The following is a 23,037-nucleotide window of genomic DNA, read 5'->3' as shown; positions in this document are numbered from 1 at the left end:
AAAGATTGCTTCATTGCGTCCGCAATGACGTTTACTCAAACAAAGCTTATTTAACTTCAAAATCGAGAATTTTTTCATTTCCGATAAATCCAGTGAGGTGATCTCCGATTTTTACGGGACCGACTCCAGCCGGGGTTCCGGTATAGATTAAATCTCCCTTTTTGAGGGTAAAAAACTGGGAGACATAGGAAATGATCGTGGCAAAATCAAATAGCATCAGGCTGGTGTTTCCTTTTTGCTTGAGTTCTCCATTGATTTCCAAGTGGAAGTCGATGTCTTTGAGATCAGCAAAATCCGAAACCGACTTGAAGTCTCCGATCGGTGCCGAACCGTTGAATGCTTTTGCAATTTCCCAAGGTAGACCTTTGGCTTTGCATTGGTCCTGAAGATCTCTGGCGGTAAAGTCGATACCCAAGCCGATTTCTTCAAAATAGCGATGGGCAAACTGAGGCTGAACGTATTTGCCTTCCTTGGAGATTTTGAGGACGAGTTCGACTTCGTGATGGATATTTTCAGAAAAATCCGGGTGAAAAAAGGGTGCGCCGCCTTTCAGTAAAGCCGTATCCGGCTTGAGGAAAACGACAGGTTTTCCGGGTTTTTCGTTTTTGAGTTCTTCGATATGAGCGGCGTAGTTTCGGCCGATGCAGATGATCTTCATGGATTGGGAGCAAAAAAGGGTAGTTCAATTTTGATCGGTGAAATTAAAAAATACTCCTTAACTATCCCGATTTATCCAAATTCTCTGCTTGAAAATATCCTGAATAAATCAATCCACCGCCTGCAGCATCATCATGGTCTTTTCCTCCTCATCCAAAAAATACAACAGGCCTTTGTCAAACTTGTATTTGCTGATTTTTTGAAGAGCTTTTTTCATATCGATTTCCACTTCCATATCCGGACAGGCCATCATCGTGGTGGCTCCGGGCCCCAAAGTAATTCTCGATTGGTCTTCTACCACCAAACTCCCCCTCACCGTATTGCAACCCATTTCTCCAAAGTAGGTGCCGGCCGATACATTCAACTCAAATGTCAGCGCATTTCCGTTTTTAAAGGATTTTGGATCCTGAAATCTACCCACATAGACCACTTTCCAGATGTTTGTCAGGGCCAATCGCTTGTCCGCTTCTTTGCTCAGGACTTCCACCAGTTTGTAGCTGAGGGAAGAGGCATCTGCAGGAATGGGCTTGGGCTTCTCGGTAATCTCTACTTTTACCCGATATAAGTTTCCAGGTTCGTAGCTGAAGCCCTCGATTTGATCATAAAAAAGCTCCCATTTGCCGCTTTCTATTGATTCAGATTTTTGGATTTGAAAACAGGTCATGGGACCTACTCCCATGCAATCGACTTTGGCCGAATTGATCCACCAGGTTTCTGTTGGGAGCGTGTTTTCGACCTCACTTTTTTCTTCAGATGTACAAGAAGCCATGGCTAAAGCTAGGAACTGGAGGAAAATAAGTAAGGTCTTCATAGGATTAGAAATTGATTTTTTTGACTTCTTCCAAAAGCTTCTCCGTCCAGCGGGTGTAAACCAGTCCGGATGGATGCAAGCGATCTCCGGCCATCATTTCTGCCTGACCGCCGATTTGCCGGTATTCCTCTGTAATATCGATAAATGTGATCTCATATTTGTCGCAGATCGCCTTTTTTGCCGCATTGTAGGCATCTATTTCAGCGGCTACTTTTTCTTGATCGGTATTTCTAGCTTTAGCAAAGCCAGTCACTCCCCAGTCCGGAATTGAAAGCACCACGACATGTTCATGATTACCCCGGGCAAAGGCAATAGCCCGCTGAAGCATGGCTTCAAAGTCTTTCTCGTAGTCAGCAACGGGCCTTCCTCGGTACTGATTGTTTACCCCAATGAGCAAAGTGACCAAATCATAGCCTTCGGCTGAGGTTTCAGCAGCATTAATTCCCGTTTCCAATTCATCCACAGTCCATCCAGTCTTTGCAATGATCTTCGGAGGAAAGAAATATTGTCCTCCCAAAGAATTGAGTCGGCTTACCAATTGAACAGGATACCGCTCTTCCTCTTCTACACCTTCTCCGATTGTATAGCTGTCGCCAAGGGCAAGATAGGTTAGGGTTTTAAGTTCCATGGGTTCGTCTGTTTTGCACTGTAGGAAAAGGAATAAGGAGAAAATGATGGAAACAAGGTGGGGAAACATGCCAATTTGAAATTTAGAATTACGCGGGTTTTTAGACTTCACTTTTGCTTAGGCAAATACGGATTCAAGTAAAGACAAACTTCCCTCATCAGCATTTAGTTTGACTTGGGCGCCCACCGGAAGGATAAACTGCTTTGCCACGTGGCCGATCATTGCACCCGAATAAGCCGGAATATTGAGTGGCAAAATATACTGATCCAAAATCTGATCCACGGTCAAGCTTCCATAGCCTCCCCCTGGATCACAGTCGGTACATTGCCCGAATACAAAGCCTTGGATTTTGGATAAAGTGCCATTGAGTTCGAGTGTACTCATCATTCGGTCAATACGATAGGGATCTTCTCCTATGTCTTCGATGAATAAAATAGCATCTTGAAAATCAGGATAATAGGGTGTTCCTGATAAAGCAGATAATACAGTCAGATTTCCCCCCAGCAACTTACCTTCCACCTGACCGCCTCGAAGAGTTTGAATCCGGTTGGCCTTCTGAACCAGCTCATCGCCTTTGCTTCCCTCGTTGACATAGCTTACTTTTTCCCGGTTGAAAAACACCCTTTCGAACTGACTTACATTAAAGCTATTCCAACTCCCACTGCCATTGGGACCGTGAAAGGAAATCAAGCCCGCCTGACTTTGAAGTGCGCAATGCAAAGCTGTAATATCCGAATAGCCAAGCAGTGGTTTGGGATTATTTTTCACCAAATCGTAATCGATCAAAGGAAGAATCCGAGCAGCACCAGAACCTCCTCGGATGCAGATCACGGCTTTTACCTCCGGGTCTGCAAACATGGCATTGAGGTCAGCCGCACGCTCCTCATCTGTGCCTGCCAAGTGCCCAAACCGGTTTTTCAGGTTTTCTCCCAGTTTGACTTTGAACCCCAATCCTTCCATGGCTTCTTTGGCGTAGGTAAACTCCATGCGGTTTGCTGTGGCTGCTGCGGGAGAAATGATGCCTACGGTGTCCCCTTTTTGTATCCCTTTGGGTAAAAGGGCTGGGGGTTGTTTATTGTTTTTGATGTCAAAACTTAAAAATGGAGCTGAAGCCGCCGCGAGGCCGAAAGATTTGAGAAAGCTGCGTTTGTTCATTCGGGTTAATTTTGAGCTGAATTTACTCTGTTTTTTTTAACCGAAGGAGGACATTCCGGTCAATTGGAAATGACTTCTTTCTTTTTTATATCTGAAAGCAATCTTTCCAACTCCTCCATTATTGGTTTGATCGTTCGGTCATATTTTTTCAATCTTCTCTTGATGCTAAAATTCATCATGACCATAATGATAAGGGTTAGGGCCAAATGGACTGCTATTCTCATTTCCAAAGAAAAAGGTGCAAGCAGCACGTAATAGGAAACATTCAGCGCTATTGCCAAGAGAAGGGCATAGTAATACATGTAGGTTCCGGCTATTTTGTATCGTTGTCGAAGTTTTGCCAGTTGTGTTTCGAGGTACTTTTGGTTGGAGAGGCTTTCTGAGTTGTCACTAGGCATTAAAGTAGATTTGAAACTCAACCAAACTACCCAAAGCATAGCTACTGCTATCACCAGTAAACTAAACAGGATGGCTTTGCTTTCTGCCCAAGGCATCGCTATAAACAGAAATGCCAAAGTAACAGGTGTAATTATCGCGATCGAAATCCGCTCTTTTCGCTGTTTTTGTTCCGTTTTTTTAAGTCCGGAAATCAATCCTTGGATATCAAAATCTTTTGCTTTTTGACTTTGCCAGAGCTGCTGTATATCGTTGAAGTTAGTTTCCATGAGGTTGAGGGTTGAGTTTTTGGGTGAGCGCAGTTTTGATTCGGTTGACTTTTACAGCCACATAGTTTTCGCTGATTCCGCTGATCTCAGCGATTGATTTGTAAGGGGTGCCTTCAAGTAGCAGAGTTGCGATGATCCGATCCAATTCAGGAAGTGAGGAAATGGCTTTATAGAGCGCATGAAGTTGATTTTCTTTTTCTTGAGTATAACTCTCCGGTTCAGCTAGGTCTAGGTTTTCAGGAAAATCAGTTTGCTGAATGGCTTTTTTCTTTTCCTTGGCAGTATGCGTTAATGCCGTATTGTAAGCGATTCGGTAGATCCAGGTGCTGATTTCGCTTTCCCCTTTGAAACTCTCCAAGTGCCTCCAGATTTTGATCAGGATTTCTTGGAAAAGGTCATTAGCCAGTTCTTTTTCCCGGACAAAGCCAAGACAAAGTCGGTAAATCTTGTCTTTGTGGTCTAGGTAAAGGGACTCAAATTGAGCTTCTTTCTGAGTTTTCATTGAAGAAATGCGCTGAGTTTTTCCATAAACCATTCCGGATTGTCCCACATGATAAAGTGGTGGGCAGTGGGGGCCATTTCAATTTGGACGTTTTCAGCCAATTGGTATTGATCGGAGAAGGTTTTTTTCACGCTTTCTTCGGTCAAGCCATAATTTTTACCGGACGCCCAAGCTCCCAAGACCAAAATGGGCGTTTTCACTTCTGTCAATTCATCTCTGAAGTCGGTAGTCATCAATTCATAAAGAGCCACTGCGGTTGTATTTCGATCACTTTGCATAGACCATTCTACGGCAAGGGGAAGTTTTTCCACATTGATGGTCATCATGGGCATGGTGGATTTTTGCTGAGTGAGGTACTGTTCAGGACTCTGGGAAAGCATGAGCTGCTTCATTTGGCTGGCCATTCCGACCATGTTTTCTTCCGTGGCTGCAGGATTAAAGGCAGCGGAGTAAAAGGGAAAAGAGTCCACGATGATGGCTTTTTGGATGTGTTCGGGGATGCTCCGGGAGAGCCTGAGCGAGAGAAATCCGCCCAGGCTGTGTCCGATGAGAGTGACTTTTTCCTTTTGTTCCAAAATGTACTCGCTGAGCAATTTTTCCATGGTTTCCAGAAAACCTTCAGGCATCTCTGTAGCTGGGTTGGTTCCGAAACCGGGAAGGGTCAGGACATGACATTCGTAGTTGCTGGAGAGTTGGGCTACCGTTTCTTCCCAGACTTCCCCTGAAGATGCTAAACCGGGAATAAAGATCAGATTTGGTCCTTTGCCGTAGATTTGAGTTTGTAATTCTTGGGATTGGGCTGTTGTAAGTAGGGCAAAAATCAGAGTGTAAAGAAGAAGTAACTTTTTCATGAGGGTTGTTTTTCTTCTTTAGACCAAGGCCTTTTGCTTTCCTTACAACTTTGAAGAAAAATTTTTGAAAAAGTTAAATATGATTATCCGTAATGATGCCAGTAGATCAAAATGGCCTCGACACTTCGACAAGCTCAGTGACCGAGCTCGGCCTCCGGATTTGGGGTTAATTTTGGGAGTGGAGGAAAATGCGGCGCAGCCGCATTTTCCTCCACTCCCCACCTTAAAACATCTAACGTTCACCGAGCGAAGTCGAGGTGAACATTAATAAAATTTGGTAACTGGTAAGAAAGCGGACATACATAAAGTGAAAATTACATTGTATCGATTTGGATTTTCATGTGCTTTCTTCGTCGCCCGTCTTCAAGCTTTTAGCTTTTCCGACACCGAGCATCCGACACCGGACATCGGACTTCACCTTCCGTCTTCCAACCTCAAAGCACTTCCCTTACCAAAGCCATCACCTTTTCCACCTCAGCCCGTATGGCAGAGGGTCTTCCGAGGAAATTGGAATTCATAAAGGCAAAGGCGTAGGTCTTTCCGCTTTTGGTGCGAACCAATCCTGCAAGGCTGTAATGATTGCTCATACTCCCGCTTTTGGCAAAAATGTAGGGCTGGGCCGCCTGAAAGGTGTTTTTGAGGGTGCCGGTTTTTCCGCCTGTCGGCAAAAGGGCGTAAAGTTGATCTTCCGGGACGATGCGATACAGCTTATCGATCAGCACCACCATGGATCGGGGAGTGAAAAGATTATGCCGGGAAAGCCCGCTTCCATCCACCCATTTGGGTTGGTCAGGCAGGTCAAAGAAATAAGTCTTCTGAATATACTCAATGGCTCGCTCGGTGTCTAAAGTCTGGAATAGGTGGTCCGATACCATCCAAAGCATCTGCTCAGCGATGAAATTGTCGCTTTCGAGCATCATTTCCTGAAGGAGAGGGAATACCGGGGCACCTCTGAATGCCTGATTGTTTTCCGGGAGGGACTCTTTTTTGTAAATCCAAGTCTTTCCTGTCAATTCTTGAGCTAGTTCTGCTGTGAGCTGACCTGAAGTCAAAAGTGGGATAAACCGCTCTCTTCCCAGAAAAGTAGTAGGGCTGTATTTGAAATCATTGGTATGCAGATCCCTTTCCAACTCCTTGATGGGCAGCGTAGTAGTTGAAATGGATTTTTGAAATCTGGAAGGAAAGACTTCCGGTCGGTTTCCGACTTTTTTGACTTCCAGCAGGTTTCCATAGATGGGTAGGGGACTTCTTTCCGCTGAATAATCGTAGTAATAATCGTCCCATTGCCAGCCATAGCCAAAAGCCGGGCTGACTTGGTTGGCATCGGAATACTGAATGACTTGATAGTTTTTCCAGACTTTTTCAAAATCAGGCTGGAAAAAATCCTGATACTTCCAGCTCGGATCCCCTGCTCCCCAGATTTTTAGCGTATCTCCCGAAGCAACATACCTCAAAGTCTGAGTGCTGTCCTGCAAAATGGCCACCGCAGCGAATAGCGTAAAAAGCTTGGTCGTGGAGGCAGGGATAAAATTGAGCTGACTGTTTTTCTCATAAACCACCTTTTGAGAATCCAGATCATAAAGGATAAATCCAGTCATATGCCCAGAGAAGCTGCTTTTTTCTCCCAGAATATTTTCCAGAGAAGAAAATTGAGCTCGACTCAGCTGGGCTGCTGTAGGCAGTGAGGTGATGAGCCAAGCAAGGAAAAAAAGTGCTTTGAGTCTCAATGGGCTAGTTGTTTTTAAGTGCGGAATAAGCCAGTCCCAACCAACCCAAAATAAATCCAACTCCTCCCAATGGAGTGATGGCACCAAGCCAGGTAATTCCCGTCAAGGAAAGGATATAAAGTGATCCTGAGAAAATCAAAATCCCCAAAATCATGCACCAAGCCGAAAAGCTGAGATTTTTCCATTCAGGCTTGAGGAAGGCTAGCAGACCTATTCCAAAAAGAGCAAGCGTATGGTAAAAATGATAGCTGACGGCCGTTTCAAACGTATCCAATCTTCCGTTTTGGATCAAAATCGGCTCCAAGCCATGAGCACCAAAGGCGCCCAAGCCGACGGCTAATGCCCCGGAAATGCCGGCTAATGCGAGTATTTTTTTTCCGTTCTTCCCTGTGAATAATTTCTTGCTCCAAATATCGCCGAACCGATTCTCACCATGGTGCTGCCTTCTTCCTGCGCGATCTGATAATCTCCGCTCATGCCCATGGATAAATCTTCCAAGTGGACAAAAGGAGGCAAATCACGTTTTTTTAATTCCTCGAATAGAGTTTTAAGACCTCGGAATTCCTTTCTGATTTGATCTGAATTTTCCGTGAAAGTAGCCATGCCCATCAGACCCTTAATTTGAACATGGGTTAGTTGGGCAAATTCCTCCGAATTGAGCATTTCTTCCAATTCTGTCTGATCAAATCCGAACTTGCTTTCTTCCTCGGCAATATGCATTTGCAGTAAAACGGGAATCACCCGATTGATCTTTTTGCCCTGCTTATTTATTTCTTTCAATAGTTTGAATGAATCCACTCCATGAATTAGATGCACGTAGGGGGCGATATATTTGACCTTATTGCTCTGAAGGTGTCCGATCATATGCCACCGGGTGTCAGTTGGCATCTCCGGCTGTTTGGCTTGAATTTCCTGCACCTTGTTTTCTCCAAAGTCCCGTATCCCCGCTGCATAGGCTGCTTTGAGGTCTTCAATGGGCTTGGTTTTGCTCACAGCGATCAGCTGACAGGAAGGGTTGACAAATGATTTTTTGACGGCTTCTAAATTGGCTTTGATATCCATTTTCTATTTTTAAGCGTTCATTTTTACATTCATAGGCCAAAACAAAGATATGGCAATCCTTAGCAATTTGCTCAAAAAGGGCATCCGACTCCGGGAAAGTTTAGAACAGGAAGTCACCCAACCTCTTGACCTTCAGAAAGAACAGCTCAGGAAACTTTTACTGAAAGCAGAGCGAACAGCTGTGGGTAAAAAGTATGATTTTCATGACATTTTAAAGGGGTTTAGGAAAGGGCCTGGTGATTTTTATGAGCGATTCGAAGCTCAGGTTCCTATCTATGATTACAATTCCATTCACGCCGAGTTTTGGCATCAATTACAGGAAGGAAAGAAAAATGTAACCTGGCCCGGTCGGGTGAAGTATTTCGCCTTGAGTTCGGGGACTTCAGGCGCAGCCTCCAAATATATTCCCATCACCAAGTCCATGGTCAAGGCCATTCGTAGGACTGGGGTTAGACAGATTCTGAGTTTGTCCAAGTATGATTTTCCGGCTTCTCTATATACCAAAGGCATTTTGATGCTTGGGGGCAGTACAGATCTCGAGTTCAATGGGACTTACTTCTCGGGAGACCTCAGCGGCATTACGGCAGGCAACCTTCCGATTTGGTTTCAGCGATTTTACAAACCCGGAAAAAAGATCTCCAAAAACCGAAACTGGGGTGACAAACTGGATCAAATCGTCGAAAATGCACCCAAGTGGGATATAGGGATCATTGTCGGTGTACCGGCATGGTTGCAGATTCTATTGGAAAAGATCATTCAAAGGTATCAGGTGCAGCACATTCATGAAATCTGGCCCAATCTTCAGATTTTCGTCCATGGTGGGGTCTCTTTTGAGCCTTACCGGAAAGGATTCGAAGGACTCCTAGGCAAGCCCTTAACCTATATGGAGACCTACCTCGCTTCTGAGGGCTTCCTTGCTTTTCAGGCTTTACCCAATCGGAAGTCCATGCGATTGGTGCTGAATAATGGGATTTTCCATGAATTTGTGCCTTTCACTGAGGATAATTTTGATTCCGATGGTAATATTCTGCCTACAGCACAGACTTTCAAAATTGATGAAATCGTAGAGGGGAAGGATTATGCCCTTTTGATCACCACCTGTGCCGGGGCTTGGAGGTATCTGATTGGAGATGTGATTCGCTTTGTGTCCAAAGAAGAGTCCGAAATCATCATTACCGGCCGTACCAAGCACTTTTTGAGCCTTTGTGGAGAGCATCTTTCTGTGGACAACATGAACAAGGCTATTGAGTTGGTGGCGGAGGATCTGAATATTCGAGTTCGTGAATTCACCGTTTTGGGGATTCCCTCCGGCAATCTTTTTGCGCATCGATGGTTTATCGGTTCAGATGACCCCATAGATTCCGGTCTTTTCCTTGACAAGCTGGATTCCCACCTTTGCCAACTCAATGATGACTATGCCGTGGAGCGAAAACATGCCTTGAAAGAGGTTTTGGTGGAGGTTTTACCTTCCTCGGTTTTTTATGACTGGATGAAAGCCCAAGGCAAAGAAGGGGGACAGAATAAATTTCCCCGGGTACTGAAAGGAGAAAAAGGACAGGCTTGGTTGGAATATCTCCTTCAAAACGGTTTAATCAATGGGTAGCGCCTGGCTGGAAGGGGTAAGCATGGGTTTGCTGCTGAGTGTCATCGTTGGTCCGGTCTTTTTTACCCTGATCACCAATAGCCTTCAGCATGGGTTTCGCTACGCCTTGGTTTTGGCCTTGGGCATTCTTTGCAGTGATGCACTTTATGTGATCCTCACATATTTTGGGGTGTCTTTCTTGGCCAATACTGCCTTGTTTGAAAAGGTTCTTGGCTATGGCGGAGGATTGATTTTGATGGGATTCGGAATCAACTCCTTGATCAAAAAACAGGTAGAAAGACCCAATACGGGAGGAATTCAGCTACCGATTCCCAAAAAGAGAAATGCATTTGCCAAAGGATTCAGTATCAATGGAATCAACCCCTTTGTTCTATTATTTTGGATTTCCATCGCGAGTTTGGTCTCATTGAAGCAAAATTGGACCGGTTCTCAAATCAGCCTGTATTATGTTGGGATTTTGGGTACCGTCTTTTTGGTTGATTTGCTCAAAGCATTCATTGCCAAACAGCTTTCCCGGTTTGTGACGCCTCGTTTGATGGGTTTCTTGAATAAAGGGGTGGGGTTTGTGATGCTGTTTTTTGGTTTTAGAATGCTTTGGACTACCTATTTTTCTTGAACTTAGTTTTCATCTGCAGGTTAATCACTTATGAAAAAGCAAACTCTCTCGCCCTTTGTACTTTGTTTGATCCTTTTTTTCACCTCTACCTCTCTGGTTTTGGGTCAGGATTTACCTCAATTGACTGAGTTCAATCAAACCCGCTTGGATTACAATCAGCAAGGCATGTTGATTTTGGGCTCTTGGGCTGTGGGAAATATGATTTGGGGTGGGATAGGAGCGAGTCAGACTACAGGAGAGACCAAGGCTTTTCATCAGATGAATCTGTATTGGAACTCGGTCAATCTGCTCATTGCAGGTTTTGGCTATTGGCAGGCAACCAAGGAAACTCCCGGAACTGACTTTTGGGAGACGATGAAGGCACAGCAAAGTATTGAGAAGATTCTTTTGGTCAATACGGCCTTGGATGTGGCATACATGGCAGGAGGGCTTTATCTAAAGGAGAGGGGACTGAGAACGGATAATGAACGATTGATTGGATTTGGAAAGTCGATTATCCTCCAAGGTGCTTTCTTATTGGTTTTTGATGGAATCATGTATGGCTTTCATCAGATTCATGGAAAAGAGCTCCCGAGCCTGGTCCAGAATATCAGTTTGGGACCAACAGGAGTGTATCTCAGAATGAATTTTTAAAAAGGGATTGCTTTCGAACCTCTTATTAATTAATTCGTATTTTTAGTTATTCCTTTGAAAATCTTCGAATAATGAAAAATCTACTCCCATTACTTGCTTTGGTTTTTATTTTGAGCTCCTGCAAGGTTTCTGAAATTCTCCGAGTAGATACACTCGCCAATTCTGAATTGCTGAAAGAATATCAGACTTTTAAAATGATAGAGGAAGATTATTCTGATAAAAGAAATGAGCGGGTCAAACTTGCCTTCCGAGATAAATTAATCGATTACGGATTTGAGGAAACTTCAGAGAATCCGGATTTTTTGATTCAGGGAGTGGTTGTTTCTAGGGATTTTATTGAAACTGTGGACATGTCGCAGAATTCTTCCGTTCCAGGTCCGTTTTATGATGTATGGAATTCAGGCAATAGATTTCCGAATGCAAGTGGTGGAGGAAGTACAATCATTAATTCCGGAATGATCGGAAAGGTGATTTTTTTGATCCAAGACTCACAGACCCATGAAATCGCATGGATGGGAATCAGTTCGGGAGTGGTCTATGGAGGTAGTCGCGAGTTTGATCTGGATAAGATGGATCTTGTTCTCCATCAGTTACTGACCTCCTTGTACGAAATAGAATAGGTTTTCACTTATTACCCTAGGTTTGAGAATTCCTCCTTGATTCGATGGATAAAAGGATTTTTGTCCATTAGAAGATAGAAAATGGGGAACGAAAGTTTATTAAAGGAAAAGACTGACCCAAAAATTGGCGTTTATCCAATTTTCAATTTTCCACAAATACTATTTTTTTCTAAAGTCGGAAAGTCATAACTTCTTGAAAGTTAAACTTAAACAAAAATTTTTACCATGTTTTTCAAATCCAAAATCACCCTTAGTCTGCTTTTTTTAGCAGTTGTGGTTTTTTCCTGTACTCAGGAAGAACAGCCCTCGGTCTCCATTTCGGAGGATACTCAGGAGGTCCAAAAAATAATCCCTTCATCAGAAATTGACCGGATTATTCTTCATTCCCTTCGGGAAAAAGGGGACTTTATCTGGATGGAGCAAAGTGATGAATTGCTCTACAGTGCTTTGATTCAGGGGGATTCTATTTTGACCATAGGATACAAGCCAGTGGGAATGCAAGATCCCAACGCCCGAATCGGACTGGATGATGTAAGCTCGGCTAATTGGGAGGCTGCATCAGAGTCCATCCTGGAAATGATCTCAGCCACGCTTTCCAAAAATCAGAGTCCCAACTACCGGCTTCGCGATCAGGATGCCTTGATTCATGAGCAATTACCCTATCTGGAGGTGAAAGTGGCGGATTTTGAAGTATTGCAAAATCTCCGAAAGATGCCCGAGGTAAGGTATTTTGAACCAGTAGGCTATCAGTTTGATTATTCCTTGCTCGATAGTGGAGATAGTCCTGCTGCACGTATCCAGAGTGATGCAGGCTGTTCGAACAGTGCAGATACAGGGCTTTCCAATGCTGATTTTACCGCAGTAACCCCCAACGCAAAAGCCTCTTGGAACTATCAGCAGATGGGAATTGCACAAGCCTGGAGTCAAAGTACGGGTTCCGGAATCACTGTTGGAGTCATCGATACTGGACTGTCACCCAATCAACCTTTGCTCAATTCCGGTTTTAATTCCGGTGAATCTTCAGGTCGCTTTGTAGCTAAGTTCGGGACCTTCAAGACCGGCTTCTGGTTTTGGAAAAGTTATGACGGTCCAGATGATCGATGCGGACATGGTACTGCGATGTCTGGGGTAATTGCAGCACCGAGAAACACGGTTGGAAATAGTGTGGGAGTGGCTTACAATTCCAATTTGATCTCAGTTCGTGGTACAAGTGACGTCATTATCAATTCTTCGGATGAGAAAAATGGAGTTGCAGAAGCCTTGGTTCTTTTGGGAAACCGATCTGATGTGCGGATTATTAGTATGTCGATCGGAGATGTGTTCTCCAATTCCAAAGTAGCTGATGCGGTGCGTTATGCTTTCAACAGAGGCAAACTGATTTTTGCTGCGGCAGGAACTTCCACTACATTCACCAATTGGGTTGGGGTAATTTTCCCTGCCAACATGAGTGAGACCGTGGCTGTTACCGGGATTAAGGAAGGTACTGGTTATCAGCGTTGCGATACTTGCCATTCAGGCAGTCAGGTGGAGTTTACGGTAGTGATGCAGCGCTCAGGAACGGGGACTACCGCTTTGAGTTTGGCCAATAGTGGAGATCAGCCTTCTACTGTGGGGGGGTCTTCTGTAGCCACGGCAACCGCTTCAGGAATTGCAGCTTTGGTTTGGGCTAAAAATCCAGGCTGGTCCAGAGACCAAGTGCTCAATCAAATGCGCTCAACCTCAGATCTATTTCCAAACCGAAGTTCCCAATACGGATTTGGAAATCTAAATGCAGCTGCCGCTGTGGGTGTAAACTAAAAAAGGGGCCTAAACCCCTTCTAAATAAATAAAGGTGGCCTTGAAGCCACCTTTATTTTCTTAGATCATCCGGCGTTTTTCTTATTCTGAACTTCAGTTCTGATATCCTGCGCCAAAGTCTTCAATTCCTGCATTCCCTTTCTAACTCTGGTACCTGCAGCTTGATTACCTTTTTCGTAGAACTTTTCGAAATCTGCTTCCAAGCTCATTACAAGATTTTTTACTTCACTAAATCTGCTCATAGTAAAAGTTTATTTTTTAGGTTGATGATAAGTTAATTGTGATCGAATATAGCCCAAATACTTACTAATTCAACCCTGAGGCCGTTTTTTTTAATTTTTTTTTTATTCACCGAAGGAAAGTGCCAGCTCGGAATTCTTATAAACTCCAGAAACTAACTTGTCTTTTACAGCAGCAAAAGCTTTGACTGTCTCGTCTACATCAGCAAGGGTATGAACTGCAGTAGGAATTAATCTCAAGATAATCATGCCTTTAGGTACTACTGGATAAATCACTACTGAACAGAAGATGCCGTAGTTTTCTCTCAAATCCATGGAAAGCGCTGCCGCTTCGCCCACTGTACCGTTTAGCACCACAGGAGTTACTGGAGAATTAGACTTTCCTGTGCTGAATCCGTTCTCATGAAGGCCTTTTCTCAATGCATTCACGATTTTCCAGAGATTTTCTTTGAGTTGAGGCTGTGTTCTGATCAGCTCCAGACGCTTAAGTGCTCCTTCTACCAACAGCATTGGAAGAGATTTCGCAAAGATCTGAGAACGCATATTGTATCTCAGGTATAGAATCACATCAGCATCTCCGGCGATAAAAGCTCCGATAGAAGCCATTGACTTGGCAAAAGTAGAGAAGTAAAGGTCGATTTGATCCTGAACTCCCTGCTCTTCACCGGCACCGGCTCCTGTAGCACCCAAAGTACCGAAGCCATGGGCATCGTCCACCAAGAGACGGAAATCAAATTTTTTCTTCAATTCTACGATTTCCTTCAGCTTGCCTTGGTCTCCGGTCATTCCAAAAACTCCTTCGGTGATGACCAAAATTCCTCCACCTGTTTCAGCAGCCAATTTGGTGGCACGCTCCAACTGCTTTTCACAGTTTTCAATATCGTTGTGAGGGAATACATAGCGCTTGCCTAAGTGCATTCTCAAGGCATCGATGATACAGGCATGACATTCGGAATCGTAGACTACTACGTCTTTTCTGTCCAAAATGGCATCGATCACAGACATGATGCCCTGATACCCGTAGTTCAGCAAGTAGGATTTTTCTTTGCCTACGAAAGCAGCCAATTCGTCTTCCAATTGTTCGTGAAGATTGGTCTGACCTGACATCATACGGGCTCCCATTGGATAGGCAGCTCCCCATTTTGCGGCAGCATCAGCATCTGCTTTTCGAATCTCCGGGTGGTTGGCTAGGCCTAGGTAATTGTTAAGGGACCAAGTGAGTACTTCTTTCCCTTTGAATCTCATCCTGGGAGCGATTTCTCCCTCCAGTTTAGGAAAAGACCAATACCCATCAGCAAACCCAGAGTGTTTGCCCAAAGGGCCCATATTCGTTTTTAATTTTGCAAATAGATCCAAAGCTTGTAGAGTTTTAGGTGTAATTTTTTAATGATTGGTTTCATTAAAATCCGCCAAAAATAAAACTTAATTGCCTTTGAAGCAAAATTCAGTTTCATTTCTCTGGATCAATCGGCATTAGTCAACATTATTTCCTTATTTCGCTTCCGGACTCAAATCCAAGCCCAAAAAACTGTAGAGATTATGCCCAAAATCAATAAACTTTTGGTTGCCAACCGGGGTGAAATTGCCCTGAGAATTATGCGTACCGCAAAGGAAATGGGAATTGCCACGGTGGCAGTTTACTCAGAAGCTGACCGACTTTCCCCCCATGTGCAATTTGCCGATGAGGCAGTATGCCTAGGCCCGCCTCCGTCCAATCAGTCCTATTTGTTAGGGGAAAAAATCATTCAGTCCTGCAAAGAACTTGGGGTAGATGCCATTCACCCCGGATACGGTTTCCTCTCTGAAAATGCAGACTTTGCCCGTAAAGTGACTGATGCGGGAATTATTTTCGTGGGTCCCTCACCCGAATCCATAGAGGTCATGGGCAGCAAATTGGCCGCTAAGCAGGCTGTCTCCAAATACGATATTCCCTTGGTACCCGGTACCGAAGAAGCGATTTCAGATATCGCTGCCGCAAAAAATAAGGCTGCAGAAATCGGCTATCCTATCTTGATCAAAGCCTCTGCAGGCGGAGGCGGAAAAGGAATGCGGATTGTAGAATCTGAAGGAGAATTTGAGGAACAAATGCAAAGGGCTGTTTCCGAAGCGCAATCTGCATTCGGAGACGGGGCAGTTTTTATTGAAAAATTTATCACTTCACCCAGACACATTGAAATCCAAGTTTTGGGAGATCAACAGGGAAATACCGTTTACCTTTTTGAAAGAGAATGCTCGATCCAAAGACGCCATCAGAAAGTAATCGAAGAGGCACCTTCTGCCGTCGTATCTCCCGAAATGCGAAAAGCCATGGGAGAGGCAGCCGTGGGCGTAGCCAAAGCTTGCAATTATTATGGTGCGGGTACAGTGGAGTTTATCGTTGATGACCAGTTGAACTTTTACTTCTTGGAAATGAATACCCGTCTTCAAGTGGAGCATCCCGTCACGGAGATGATTACTGGAAAAGATCTGGTCCGGGAGCAAATCCTCGTGGCAGAAGGCAAATCCTTGGAATTCAAGCAGGAGGATCTAAAAATCCATGGGCATGCGGTGGAAGTGAGAGTCTATGCTGAAGATCCCAAAAACAATTTCCTCCCAGATATCGGAAAATTGAAGACCTACCGTAGACCTCAAGGTCCGGGAATTCGAGTGGACGATGGGTTTGAGGAAGGAATGGACATTCCTATTTATTACGATCCCATGATTGCCAAGCTGATCACTCATGGGGAGAACCGGCAGGATGCAATTGACCGGATGATTCGGGCGATCAACGAATACAGGATTACGGGCATTGAAACAACACTGGATTTTTGCCGATTTGCCTTGCAGCATGAAGCATTTACCTCAGGTCAGTTTGATACCAAATTTGTCGAGCGGTATTTCACTCCCGACAAGCTGGAACCGGTCTTTTCATCTGTGGAAAAAGAGATTTTGGCTGCTTTGGCTGTGGCCTTTTATGAGCAAGAAGATCAAAGAATCAATCCAAAAAAGCCAATAAATCCAGTTCCAACTACCAATTGGAAAAACCGATTACTCTGATGGCTGAGATTTTACCTCTGAGGGCTTGGAGATATAGTGAGGAGTGGACAAACACCCTGGAGGATTTGGTGGCGCCTTTATTTGATGTGGTTTCAGCCAAGCAAAGGGAAATGCTTTACCACCATCCTTTCAACAGTATTCATCTATCTGTACCCCAAGGGGATAATCCACCTGTTCAGGCTCAAAAAACTTTGGAAAGGTGGAAAAATGAAGGGATTCTCAAGCAGGATGACCTGCCGGGAATCTATGTGTATTACCAGTACTTCAGATTGCCCGGAGAAGGAGAAATGCGATGTAGGAAAGGGTTTATCGCACAGATCAAGGCCTATGATTGGTCAGAAAATCAGATTCTCCGGCATGAAAGTACCATTGTCTCTGCGGTCAATGACCGGATAGATTTATTGGCAGCTACCCAGATTCAGGCCAGTCCGACGCACGGACTCTATGAAGATGAAAGTCAGGAGCTTGAAAAATACATGGACGCGGCTATCGCTTCTCCATTGTATGAAGTGGAGGATTATCAGGGAGTCCGTGAAGTGTTATCGGTCATCCATGATGCCCGTGTCATTTCCCGCTTTCTGGAAATCATGAAAAGCAAGCAAGTGATCCTCGCTGATGGTCATCATAGACTGGAAGGGGCGATCGAATATCGAAAGCAGCAAAAGGACACATTTCCTGAATTGAAATGGAAAGGCTCAGACTTTCACCTGATGTATTTCACCAATGCCCATGGAAATGATCTGAAAATTCTTCCTACCCACAGACTTTATTATGAACTGGACTTGTCTGATGAAGAATTGTTGGAAAAACTGAGCCAATGGTTTGATATGCGGCCTTTTGGAGATGCGGAGGAGCTTGCCACGTACACCTTTCAGCGCAAATGGTCTTTTGGACTTGTACTTAAAGATCAGGCGTGGATCATTAAGTTTAAACCTGAGCTTTGGTCCCAAATCAAACCTGAACTTCCTGATTCTCTGAGAAATTTAGACTTGGTGATTTTGCATGAGGTGCTTTTTCACCAAATCCTGGGAATGTCTTCCGAGGAGCAGAGAAAATCTAAAAACTTGGCATTTGAGCGGAATTTCTCAAGATGTATCCGAGAAGTAAGGGAAGGAAAAGCTGACTTTGCGGTAATCACTAGGGAAATCGACCTTGAGCAGGTCTTGGAAGTATGCAAGTCCGGAGCTGTGATGCCACAAAAATCTACTTACTTTTATCCCAAGGCCTTGGGCGGATTGCTCTTCGCCAGTATCCGTCAGGATGAATTTGAATCGAATTATGAAGCCTTTTTTGAAAAATATTGAGAATAAAAGCCTGATTTTGGCTTCTGCATCTCCTCGCAGACAGGAATTGCTCAGAGGTTTGGAGGTGGATTTTACTGTAAAAGCCTTGGATGTAGACGAGCGTGTGCCGGCTGATATTCCCGCGGAGTATGTCGCTGCCCATCTTTCCAAATTAAAGGCTGAAAGCTATCCAGAGCCCTTAAATGAGGATGAGATCCTGATCACGGCTGATACAGTGGTGATCGAGAATGGGCATATACTTGGCAAGCCCCAGACTGAAGAGGAAGCCTTTGATATGCTAAAAAGTCTCTCCGGTGCAGTTCATACTGTGATGACCGCAGTGACTCTTCGGGATCACAAGCGGAGTGTGACTTTGGAAGATCAGGCTGAAGTTACCTTCAGATTTTTGGAGGAGGAGGAGATTTGGCACTATATCCGGGAGTATAAGCCTTTTGACAAAGCAGGGGCTTATGGAATTCAGGAATGGATCGGCTTTGTAGGCATTCAAAGCATTCAGGGGTCTTACTTTACGGTGATGGGATTTCCTCTGCATTTGGTTTATGAGCAGCTGAAAAAGTGGTCATAATCATCGCTTTCCTGTAGCTTTTTCTCCGGTTATTTCGTCCTGAAATCAAAACGGAAAATGATGAAAAGACTCCTTGGCCTACTGCTAGTTTTGATCCTTTTGGCTTCTTGTAATGAGGAAGATCCTTTGACTTACTGCGGTACTCAAAATCCTACAGAGGAACTACCTTGGCTAAAAGCAGCCATCGAAGAAGCAGAGCAATCGGAACTTTCGGAATACACCTATGTGATGTCAGGAAGATATCAGGGTCAATCCATTTTCTTTTTCCAAAACTGCTGTCCCTTTTGCAATTTTGCCATTATTGTGTTGGACTGCCAAGGCAATTCCCTTGGGGTATTGGGGGCAAATGATGGGATAGCGGTCGATGATATTGAAAACCTGACCCCAATCTGGATTCCGGCTAACTCGGTGTGCCAGATTAATTCCTAATTGCGGGTTACTTTTCCTATTCCGCTTACATTCTCCTTGATCACTGTTGGATTACCGGTGTATTTCACTTCTCCTATTCCGGAGACATCCAGTGACAATTCCCCGGTGCAATGAACAGCTACCCGACCAATTCCTGAACTGATCAGATTTACTTTTTCGGCATTATGTTGGGAGGCATCAATATTTCCGATCCCTTCATTGGTAATATTGAGTAAGGCAGATTCACCTTTCAGCTTCATACTGCCCACCAAGTTGAGGTCTGCACTGATTTGCTGGGATTCTATTTCCAATTCAAGATTTCCGACACCTTCCCCTTTTATAGCTGTCTGATCAGTGATAAAAGGGTTTTTGGTCTCAATATTTCCCACACCGTTAAATTCAAAAGACTCCAAATCGGAAATGGTTAGCCTTACTTCCAGTTCATCCATTTCAAAAAAACTGCCTTTAACATCTTCCAGAGTTAGCTCCAATAAATCTCCATTTTGATTGATTTTGAGCTTTTCAGCCAGTTTCTGACTTCCAATGATCTGAATGGATTCTTGGTCTGATTGGGTTAGCATCAGGTTAAATACACCCTTTACCTTGAGCTTGGACACTCCGCTGAGGTCCTTTACTTCATCGTAGCGATTATCAGAACTTCCATCTCTTTCCCGGCAAGAGAAAATAGAAAGAAAAAGGAGGGCATAAAAGATTGATAGTGAGAACTTCATAGGGTAGGGATTTGGGGAATTTTTCTTCTAATTACGAACCTTCTCCAAAATGTCCAATATGGTAAGGGCTCTTATTTTGAGATAGGAGTGAAATTGTATTTTTCCGGAACACTTTTGTCCTGAATTCGGACAGGTAAAATGCCTTATTGAAAAGGGGGATAAACCACCATTTTCTTACTGGTATTTGGACAGAACTCTTTTCACCAAAGAACCAATCGTCAATCCTTGGAAAATGATGGAGAAAACCACTACTACATAAGTCACTGTCAGAAATAAGTCCCGCTCCATTTCTGGCTCAAGAGCTAAAGCTAAGGCAATGGAAATCCCACCGCGGATTCCTCCCCAAGTCATAATCAGGTCGGTTTTTGGGATGAATTCCAGCCTTTTGTTGAAAAAGACAATAGGTCCCTTTAAGGCCAAATATCGGGCAAGCAAGGTGACCGGAATAGCCAAAAGGCCCAAAAGGATGTATTCTCCATTTAGGGTAATGATCAGAAGCTCAAATCCGATCAAAACAAACAGAATGGCATTGAGGAAGACGTCCATCAGTTCCCAAAATTTGTCCACATATAGCTTGGTGCTATCAGACCAGGCAACTTCTGGAGATTTATTTCCAATGAAAATACCCGCTACCACCACAGCCAATGGTCCAGAGAAGTGTAGGGATACTGCCAAGGCATGAATCCCCATGACCAAAGCAAGAGTAATCAAAACTTCTGTCTCATAGTGGTCTATGCTTTTCATGATTTTAAATCCCAACCACCCCATCAAAAGACCTAAGGCTAATCCTCCGAATACCTCCTCAAAAAACAAAAATCCCACTTCCTGAGCTTCTACGGAGGCAATTCCCCGCTGGGCAATAGAAAGTAGAACGAGGAAGACCACTACACCAACTCCGTCATTGAACAGGGATTCTCCGACTATTTTGGTCTCCAGTTTTTTAGGAGCATTGGCTTCCTTCAATATTCCCAAAACAGCGATTGGGTCCGTGGGAGAAATCAAAGCCCCAAATAATAGGCAGTAAATCAGATCGATCGGATGACCCATAAAAAGAGCAACGTAATAAAAAGCTATACCAACGATAAAAGTAGAAACGACAATCCCAAAGGTGGCAAACAGAATGATGGGGCCACGCTGCTTGGCCAGATCATCCAGCTTGGTATGAAGAGCTCCAGCAAATAGCAAGAAGCTCAGCATCACTTCAAGCAGTAGGGTTCTGAAGTCGATGGAAGCAATCAGTTCTTTGGATTGGACCAGGATTCGGTTTTCAAAATGCCCTAGAATAATGATCGCCAAGGTAAAGGTCATGGCGATAATCATCAGACCAATGGTGAAGGGAAGCTTCAAGAATTTGGTATTGACGTAAGCAAAAACCGCCGAGAGTATGGTCAGTACAGTGACAATTGCAAAAATATCCATAGGTCAATTTTTTGAATGAGTCCTTAAAATAGACAGACAAAGCCTATTTCCAAGGGATGGTACGGAAGACTACCAAGGAATATACGTCAAATGTCGTATTCAATTCTTAAAATTTTGAGGGGAATATTGTATCAAATCTTTTTCCTTTTACCCCAAATTAAATGATCATGAAAAAAATTACATCTACTCTCTTTCTGGTCCTGTTGGCATACTCAGGCTTAGTAGCCCAGGATATGTTCAAAGGCTTCGGCTCCAAGGGATATTACAACAAATTGTCCCAAGAGAGCGAAATAGTAACCATTCCTCAATTAAGTGTAAGCTTTGATAAGTTTGTGGAAACCAAGGTGGTGGTCAGCGAAGGCAAGCTAAGTAAACTCCAAAACACCTTTGAGGCTGCAAGTAAAGGCGGAAGCTATGGTGGGGAGGCAAAATCTTCCGCACAGACGACCACAATTTTGGATACGGATATGCAGCTTTCGGATTATCAGGAGCTGGCTAATGAATTTCAGTTGATTTTGGAGGAAGAAATATCCAAAGCAGGTATTCAGGTACTTCCTCTTCAGGAGTTTGCCAAGACCGAAGGATTTCAAAAAATGTCAGAAAAGTACTCGGATAAAACTGCCAACAAGGGCAAGAAAAATGACGATGAGGATACGAAGAGCAAAATTCGCATGTTTCCTGAAAATGGAGTCTTCATCTTCGACGAAAAATCATTAGCCAGAGGGGGAGTGCCCTTCATAGGAATGATCCGAAACATCCAAAAAGAAACTGGGGCGATTTTACTTCTCCAGAATATCGACATCAATTTTGCTACCGTAGAATTGGATGTCCAATTAGACGCGGGTACAAAAAAGTCCGTTACAACCGCCGAAACCAAGGTTTTGCCAAAAATGAATATCAGCCGCAATACCTTCGATTTTGTAGGAAAAAATGGTGCAAATAATGCTTCGGCTGAACTGGCGATGGAATATGTGGCCAACAAGGAGTACAAGGCAAACATCTACAAAGACTCTGAAAAAGGAAAAAGCCTTTTTAATAAAATGTTCGGGATAGGAGGGGCTACAATTGAATTTGATCCTTTTATTGTAGAAATGGACAAAGAAACCTACAAAGCCGCGGCTCGGGATATGTTTAGACAATATGCTCAGGACTTTGCCAAGACCTATACATCCGTAGGTAAGAAATAAGGAAAGTCGATACAAGAAATTAAGCTGTCTCTGGCAAAACCAGAGACAGCTTTTTTGATTTAAAACTCCCAGCGGGTGAAGACACCAAAATTGTCTTTGGCCACCTTCTCCGATCCATATTGATCCCAATTGGCACCCAGCCCAAAGCCCAAAGGACCCTTTTTCAATCCAAGCCGGAGGTAAAGAAAACTCCGGTTGTGCTGATTTTCGGCCAAGCCCAAATTGTAAACAAACTGAACCCGGCTGTAGAGTGACCAGGTTTCATTGATGGGTGGCTTGAATTCATACAGTCCAAAAAGCTTCAGGTCCTGCTCTTCATTGATCAAATAGTTGAGCACGGTGATTGCCAGCCATTTTTTACTGGCATAGCTATGTTCTAAACCTACCAATGGACTGAATCCCACCACCGAGTTGCCTTCGCCTCCTGCGGCTATGGCAAATCCTTTTTTGCCGATGTTGTAATTGAACTGAAAGGGGATGACGACCGAATTTCCAAGGTTATTTTCCTGATTCCAATTTTCTGAGAAAACAGAAATGACCAATAGGTCAAACTTGCTCGTGGGACTGAATTTCTTTTTAACGATCAATTGGAAATTGAGCTGTTCATGCCCAAACATCAATTCGAGAGGAATCGGAGGTGAGGGAGGTCCGGGTTTGGCAGGTGAGGCTGCTTCTTGGGCCTTGGCCGAGGAAATCATCCCGTTGATTAGCCCTAGAAGTAGAATAAGAATCTTGGAATAAGTGATTGATTTATAATTCATTGGAATGAGTTTGATCATTCCAAAATTAGAGGAGAAGGGAAACCCAATTCTTGCCCTAGA

At 43.9% G+C, this 23,037-nt stretch carries 25 protein-coding genes; 10 read left to right on the top strand and 15 right to left on the bottom strand.

The annotated features are described in order from the left end of the window. Window positions 1–46: 46 nt before the first annotated feature. The 10 genes from AAA938_RS13160 to AAA938_RS13115 form a co-directional block, all read right to left on the bottom strand. The gene (locus AAA938_RS13160; protein WP_338229202.1) at window positions 47–658 is read right to left on the bottom strand and encodes a fumarylacetoacetate hydrolase family protein; all 612 of its coding nucleotides are present in this window, start codon (window positions 656–658) and stop codon (window positions 47–49) included. A 108-nt stretch (window positions 659–766) separates the two neighbouring features. Continuing rightward, window positions 767–1,468, bottom strand: a complete 702-nt coding sequence (locus AAA938_RS13155; protein WP_338229201.1) for a DUF4377 domain-containing protein — start codon at window positions 1,466–1,468, stop codon at window positions 767–769. A 4-nt stretch (window positions 1,469–1,472) separates the two neighbouring features. Further along, a complete protein-coding gene (locus AAA938_RS13150) occupies window positions 1,473–2,096 on the bottom strand; it encodes an SGNH/GDSL hydrolase family protein (protein ID WP_338229200.1) in 624 nt (207 codons plus the stop codon). A 117-nt stretch (window positions 2,097–2,213) separates the two neighbouring features. After that, window positions 2,214–3,251 (bottom strand): S66 peptidase family protein, encoded by a 1,038-nt coding sequence (locus AAA938_RS13145; protein ID WP_338229199.1) that lies wholly within the window; start codon window positions 3,249–3,251, stop codon window positions 2,214–2,216. 59 nt (window positions 3,252–3,310) lie between these two features. Beyond that, on the bottom strand, window positions 3,311–3,916 hold the full coding sequence (locus tag AAA938_RS13140; RefSeq protein WP_338229198.1) for a hypothetical protein: 606 nt from the start codon (window positions 3,914–3,916) through the stop codon (window positions 3,311–3,313). Further along, window positions 3,906–4,418 (bottom strand): RNA polymerase sigma factor, encoded by a 513-nt coding sequence (locus AAA938_RS13135; protein ID WP_338229197.1) that lies wholly within the window; start codon window positions 4,416–4,418, stop codon window positions 3,906–3,908. The genes AAA938_RS13140 and AAA938_RS13135 overlap by 11 nt, the downstream gene beginning before the upstream one ends. Beyond that, window positions 4,415–5,269 carry an alpha/beta fold hydrolase gene (locus AAA938_RS13130; protein WP_338229196.1) on the bottom strand — a complete coding sequence of 285 codons (855 nt, stop codon included), beginning with the start codon at window positions 5,267–5,269 and terminating at the stop codon, window positions 4,415–4,417. The genes AAA938_RS13135 and AAA938_RS13130 overlap by 4 nt, the downstream gene beginning before the upstream one ends. 434 nt (window positions 5,270–5,703) lie before the next feature. Further along, the gene (locus AAA938_RS13125; RefSeq protein WP_338229195.1) at window positions 5,704–6,996 is read right to left on the bottom strand and encodes a D-alanyl-D-alanine carboxypeptidase; all 1,293 of its coding nucleotides are present in this window, start codon (window positions 6,994–6,996) and stop codon (window positions 5,704–5,706) included. Window positions 6,997–7,000: 4 nt separating this feature from the next. Next, complete coding sequence (locus tag AAA938_RS13120) at window positions 7,001–7,324, bottom strand: DUF423 domain-containing protein (RefSeq protein WP_338229194.1); 324 nt, start codon at window positions 7,322–7,324, stop codon at window positions 7,001–7,003. Window positions 7,325–7,353: 29 nt separating this feature from the next. Then, window positions 7,354–8,058: a YggS family pyridoxal phosphate-dependent enzyme gene (locus tag AAA938_RS13115; protein ID WP_338229193.1), complete on the bottom strand. Its 705-nt coding sequence runs from the start codon at window positions 8,056–8,058 to the stop codon at window positions 7,354–7,356. Window positions 8,059–8,107: 49 nt separating this feature from the next. Here AAA938_RS13115 and AAA938_RS13110 point away from each other — a divergent pair, with 49 nt between their 5' ends. From AAA938_RS13110 to AAA938_RS13090, 5 genes are all read left to right on the top strand, one after another. Beyond that, window positions 8,108–9,661: a GH3 family acyl-acid amido synthetase gene (locus tag AAA938_RS13110; RefSeq protein WP_338229192.1), complete on the top strand. Its 1,554-nt coding sequence runs from the start codon at window positions 8,108–8,110 to the stop codon at window positions 9,659–9,661. After that, on the top strand, window positions 9,654–10,277 hold the full coding sequence (locus AAA938_RS13105; protein WP_338229191.1) for a LysE family translocator: 624 nt from the start codon (window positions 9,654–9,656) through the stop codon (window positions 10,275–10,277). The genes AAA938_RS13110 and AAA938_RS13105 overlap by 8 nt, the downstream gene beginning before the upstream one ends. A 30-nt stretch (window positions 10,278–10,307) precedes the next feature. Further along, window positions 10,308–10,910 (top strand): DUF6992 family protein, encoded by a 603-nt coding sequence (locus tag AAA938_RS13100; RefSeq protein ID WP_338229190.1) that lies wholly within the window; start codon window positions 10,308–10,310, stop codon window positions 10,908–10,910. A gap of 71 nt (window positions 10,911–10,981) precedes the next feature. Further along, window positions 10,982–11,530 carry a DUF4136 domain-containing protein gene (locus AAA938_RS13095; RefSeq protein WP_338229189.1) on the top strand — a complete coding sequence of 183 codons (549 nt, stop codon included), beginning with the start codon at window positions 10,982–10,984 and terminating at the stop codon, window positions 11,528–11,530. 225 nt (window positions 11,531–11,755) lie between these two features. Further along, window positions 11,756–13,327: a S8 family peptidase gene (locus AAA938_RS13090; RefSeq protein ID WP_338229188.1), complete on the top strand. Its 1,572-nt coding sequence runs from the start codon at window positions 11,756–11,758 to the stop codon at window positions 13,325–13,327. A gap of 65 nt (window positions 13,328–13,392) precedes the next feature. Here the strand turns inward: AAA938_RS13090 and AAA938_RS13085 are convergent, their stop codons facing one another. Together AAA938_RS13085 and AAA938_RS13080 are read right to left on the bottom strand one after the other, a co-directional pair. Continuing rightward, the gene (locus tag AAA938_RS13085) at window positions 13,393–13,569 is read right to left on the bottom strand and encodes a histone H1 (RefSeq protein ID WP_338218482.1); all 177 of its coding nucleotides are present in this window, start codon (window positions 13,567–13,569) and stop codon (window positions 13,393–13,395) included. Window positions 13,570–13,671: 102 nt separating this feature from the next. Further along, the gene (locus tag AAA938_RS13080; protein ID WP_338229187.1) at window positions 13,672–14,922 is read right to left on the bottom strand and encodes an aminotransferase class I/II-fold pyridoxal phosphate-dependent enzyme; all 1,251 of its coding nucleotides are present in this window, start codon (window positions 14,920–14,922) and stop codon (window positions 13,672–13,674) included. Between the two features lie 183 nt (window positions 14,923–15,105). Between AAA938_RS13080 and accC the strand changes: the two genes are divergently transcribed. From accC to AAA938_RS13060, 4 genes are read left to right on the top strand one after another with little or no spacing between them, the layout of a single operon-like run. Further along, window positions 15,106–16,602 carry an acetyl-CoA carboxylase biotin carboxylase subunit gene (gene accC, locus AAA938_RS13075; protein WP_338229186.1) on the top strand — a complete coding sequence of 499 codons (1,497 nt, stop codon included), beginning with the start codon at window positions 15,106–15,108 and terminating at the stop codon, window positions 16,600–16,602. Beyond that, window positions 16,602–17,906 (top strand): DUF1015 domain-containing protein, encoded by a 1,305-nt coding sequence (locus AAA938_RS13070; protein WP_338229185.1) that lies wholly within the window; start codon window positions 16,602–16,604, stop codon window positions 17,904–17,906. The genes accC and AAA938_RS13070 overlap by 1 nt, the downstream gene beginning before the upstream one ends. Next, a complete protein-coding gene (locus tag AAA938_RS13065) occupies window positions 17,881–18,471 on the top strand; it encodes a Maf family nucleotide pyrophosphatase (protein ID WP_338229184.1) in 591 nt (196 codons plus the stop codon). Before AAA938_RS13070 ends, AAA938_RS13065 begins: the two co-directional genes overlap by 26 nt. Before the next feature lie 57 nt (window positions 18,472–18,528). Continuing rightward, a complete protein-coding gene (locus tag AAA938_RS13060; RefSeq protein WP_338229183.1) occupies window positions 18,529–18,900 on the top strand; it encodes a hypothetical protein in 372 nt (123 codons plus the stop codon). Here AAA938_RS13060 and AAA938_RS13055 read toward each other — a convergent pair. Together AAA938_RS13055 and AAA938_RS13050 are read right to left on the bottom strand one after the other, a co-directional pair. After that, window positions 18,897–19,610 carry a head GIN domain-containing protein gene (locus tag AAA938_RS13055; protein WP_338229182.1) on the bottom strand — a complete coding sequence of 238 codons (714 nt, stop codon included), beginning with the start codon at window positions 19,608–19,610 and terminating at the stop codon, window positions 18,897–18,899. The two genes, AAA938_RS13060 and AAA938_RS13055, sit on opposite strands and share 4 nt — an antisense overlap. A gap of 174 nt (window positions 19,611–19,784) precedes the next feature. Further along, entirely contained in the window at window positions 19,785–21,029 is a 1,245-nt protein-coding gene (locus AAA938_RS13050; protein ID WP_338229181.1) for a cation:proton antiporter, read from the bottom strand. 167 nt (window positions 21,030–21,196) lie between these two features. Between AAA938_RS13050 and AAA938_RS13045 the strand changes: the two genes are divergently transcribed. Then, window positions 21,197–22,216: a hypothetical protein gene (locus AAA938_RS13045; protein WP_338229180.1), complete on the top strand. Its 1,020-nt coding sequence runs from the start codon at window positions 21,197–21,199 to the stop codon at window positions 22,214–22,216. A 59-nt stretch (window positions 22,217–22,275) separates the two neighbouring features. On the opposite strand, the gene AAA938_RS13040 is transcribed toward AAA938_RS13045, so the two are convergent. Then, the gene (locus tag AAA938_RS13040) at window positions 22,276–22,977 is read right to left on the bottom strand and encodes a hypothetical protein (protein WP_338229179.1); all 702 of its coding nucleotides are present in this window, start codon (window positions 22,975–22,977) and stop codon (window positions 22,276–22,278) included. Between the last annotated feature and the right edge of the window lie 60 nt (window positions 22,978–23,037).

This window comes from Algoriphagus taiwanensis (genome assembly GCF_036245645.1).
Classification (GTDB): Bacteria; Bacteroidota; Bacteroidia; order Cytophagales; family Cyclobacteriaceae; genus Algoriphagus; species Algoriphagus taiwanensis.
This window is presented reverse-complemented; position numbering and strand designations above follow the sequence as displayed.

What these genes read in the sequence shown, in the direction of transcription:
- AAA938_RS13160 (WP_338229202.1), bottom strand. Translation starts at nt 658, where the DNA reads ATGAAGATCATCTGCATCGGCCGAAACTACGCCGCTCATATCGAAGAA.
- AAA938_RS13155 (WP_338229201.1), bottom strand. Translation starts at nt 1,468, where the DNA reads ATGAAGACCTTACTTATTTTCCTCCAGTTCCTAGCTTTAGCCATGGCT.
- AAA938_RS13150 (WP_338229200.1), bottom strand. Translation starts at nt 2,096, where the DNA reads ATGGAACTTAAAACCCTAACCTATCTTGCCCTTGGCGACAGCTATACA.
- AAA938_RS13145 (WP_338229199.1), bottom strand. Translation starts at nt 3,251, where the DNA reads ATGAACAAACGCAGCTTTCTCAAATCTTTCGGCCTCGCGGCGGCTTCA.
- AAA938_RS13140 (WP_338229198.1), bottom strand. Translation starts at nt 3,916, where the DNA reads ATGGAAACTAACTTCAACGATATACAGCAGCTCTGGCAAAGTCAAAAA.
- AAA938_RS13135 (WP_338229197.1), bottom strand. Translation starts at nt 4,418, where the DNA reads ATGAAAACTCAGAAAGAAGCTCAATTTGAGTCCCTTTACCTAGACCAC.
- AAA938_RS13130 (WP_338229196.1), bottom strand. Translation starts at nt 5,269, where the DNA reads ATGAAAAAGTTACTTCTTCTTTACACTCTGATTTTTGCCCTACTTACA.
- AAA938_RS13115 (WP_338229193.1), bottom strand. Translation starts at nt 8,058, where the DNA reads ATGGATATCAAAGCCAATTTAGAAGCCGTCAAAAAATCATTTGTCAAC.
- AAA938_RS13110 (WP_338229192.1), top strand. Translation starts at nt 8,108, where the DNA reads ATGGCAATCCTTAGCAATTTGCTCAAAAAGGGCATCCGACTCCGGGAA.
- AAA938_RS13105 (WP_338229191.1), top strand. Translation starts at nt 9,654, where the DNA reads ATGGGTAGCGCCTGGCTGGAAGGGGTAAGCATGGGTTTGCTGCTGAGT.
- AAA938_RS13100 (WP_338229190.1), top strand. Translation starts at nt 10,308, where the DNA reads ATGAAAAAGCAAACTCTCTCGCCCTTTGTACTTTGTTTGATCCTTTTT.
- AAA938_RS13095 (WP_338229189.1), top strand. Translation starts at nt 10,982, where the DNA reads ATGAAAAATCTACTCCCATTACTTGCTTTGGTTTTTATTTTGAGCTCC.
- AAA938_RS13090 (WP_338229188.1), top strand. Translation starts at nt 11,756, where the DNA reads ATGTTTTTCAAATCCAAAATCACCCTTAGTCTGCTTTTTTTAGCAGTT.
- AAA938_RS13085 (WP_338218482.1), bottom strand. Translation starts at nt 13,569, where the DNA reads ATGAGCAGATTTAGTGAAGTAAAAAATCTTGTAATGAGCTTGGAAGCA.
- accC (WP_338229186.1), top strand. Translation starts at nt 15,106, where the DNA reads ATGCCCAAAATCAATAAACTTTTGGTTGCCAACCGGGGTGAAATTGCC.
- AAA938_RS13070 (WP_338229185.1), top strand. Translation starts at nt 16,602, where the DNA reads ATGGCTGAGATTTTACCTCTGAGGGCTTGGAGATATAGTGAGGAGTGG.
- AAA938_RS13065 (WP_338229184.1), top strand. Translation starts at nt 17,881, where the DNA reads ATGAAGCCTTTTTTGAAAAATATTGAGAATAAAAGCCTGATTTTGGCT.
- AAA938_RS13060 (WP_338229183.1), top strand. Translation starts at nt 18,529, where the DNA reads ATGATGAAAAGACTCCTTGGCCTACTGCTAGTTTTGATCCTTTTGGCT.
- AAA938_RS13055 (WP_338229182.1), bottom strand. Translation starts at nt 19,610, where the DNA reads ATGAAGTTCTCACTATCAATCTTTTATGCCCTCCTTTTTCTTTCTATT.
- AAA938_RS13050 (WP_338229181.1), bottom strand. Translation starts at nt 21,029, where the DNA reads ATGGATATTTTTGCAATTGTCACTGTACTGACCATACTCTCGGCGGTT.
- AAA938_RS13045 (WP_338229180.1), top strand. Translation starts at nt 21,197, where the DNA reads ATGAAAAAAATTACATCTACTCTCTTTCTGGTCCTGTTGGCATACTCA.
- AAA938_RS13040 (WP_338229179.1), bottom strand. Translation starts at nt 22,977, where the DNA reads ATGAATTATAAATCAATCACTTATTCCAAGATTCTTATTCTACTTCTA.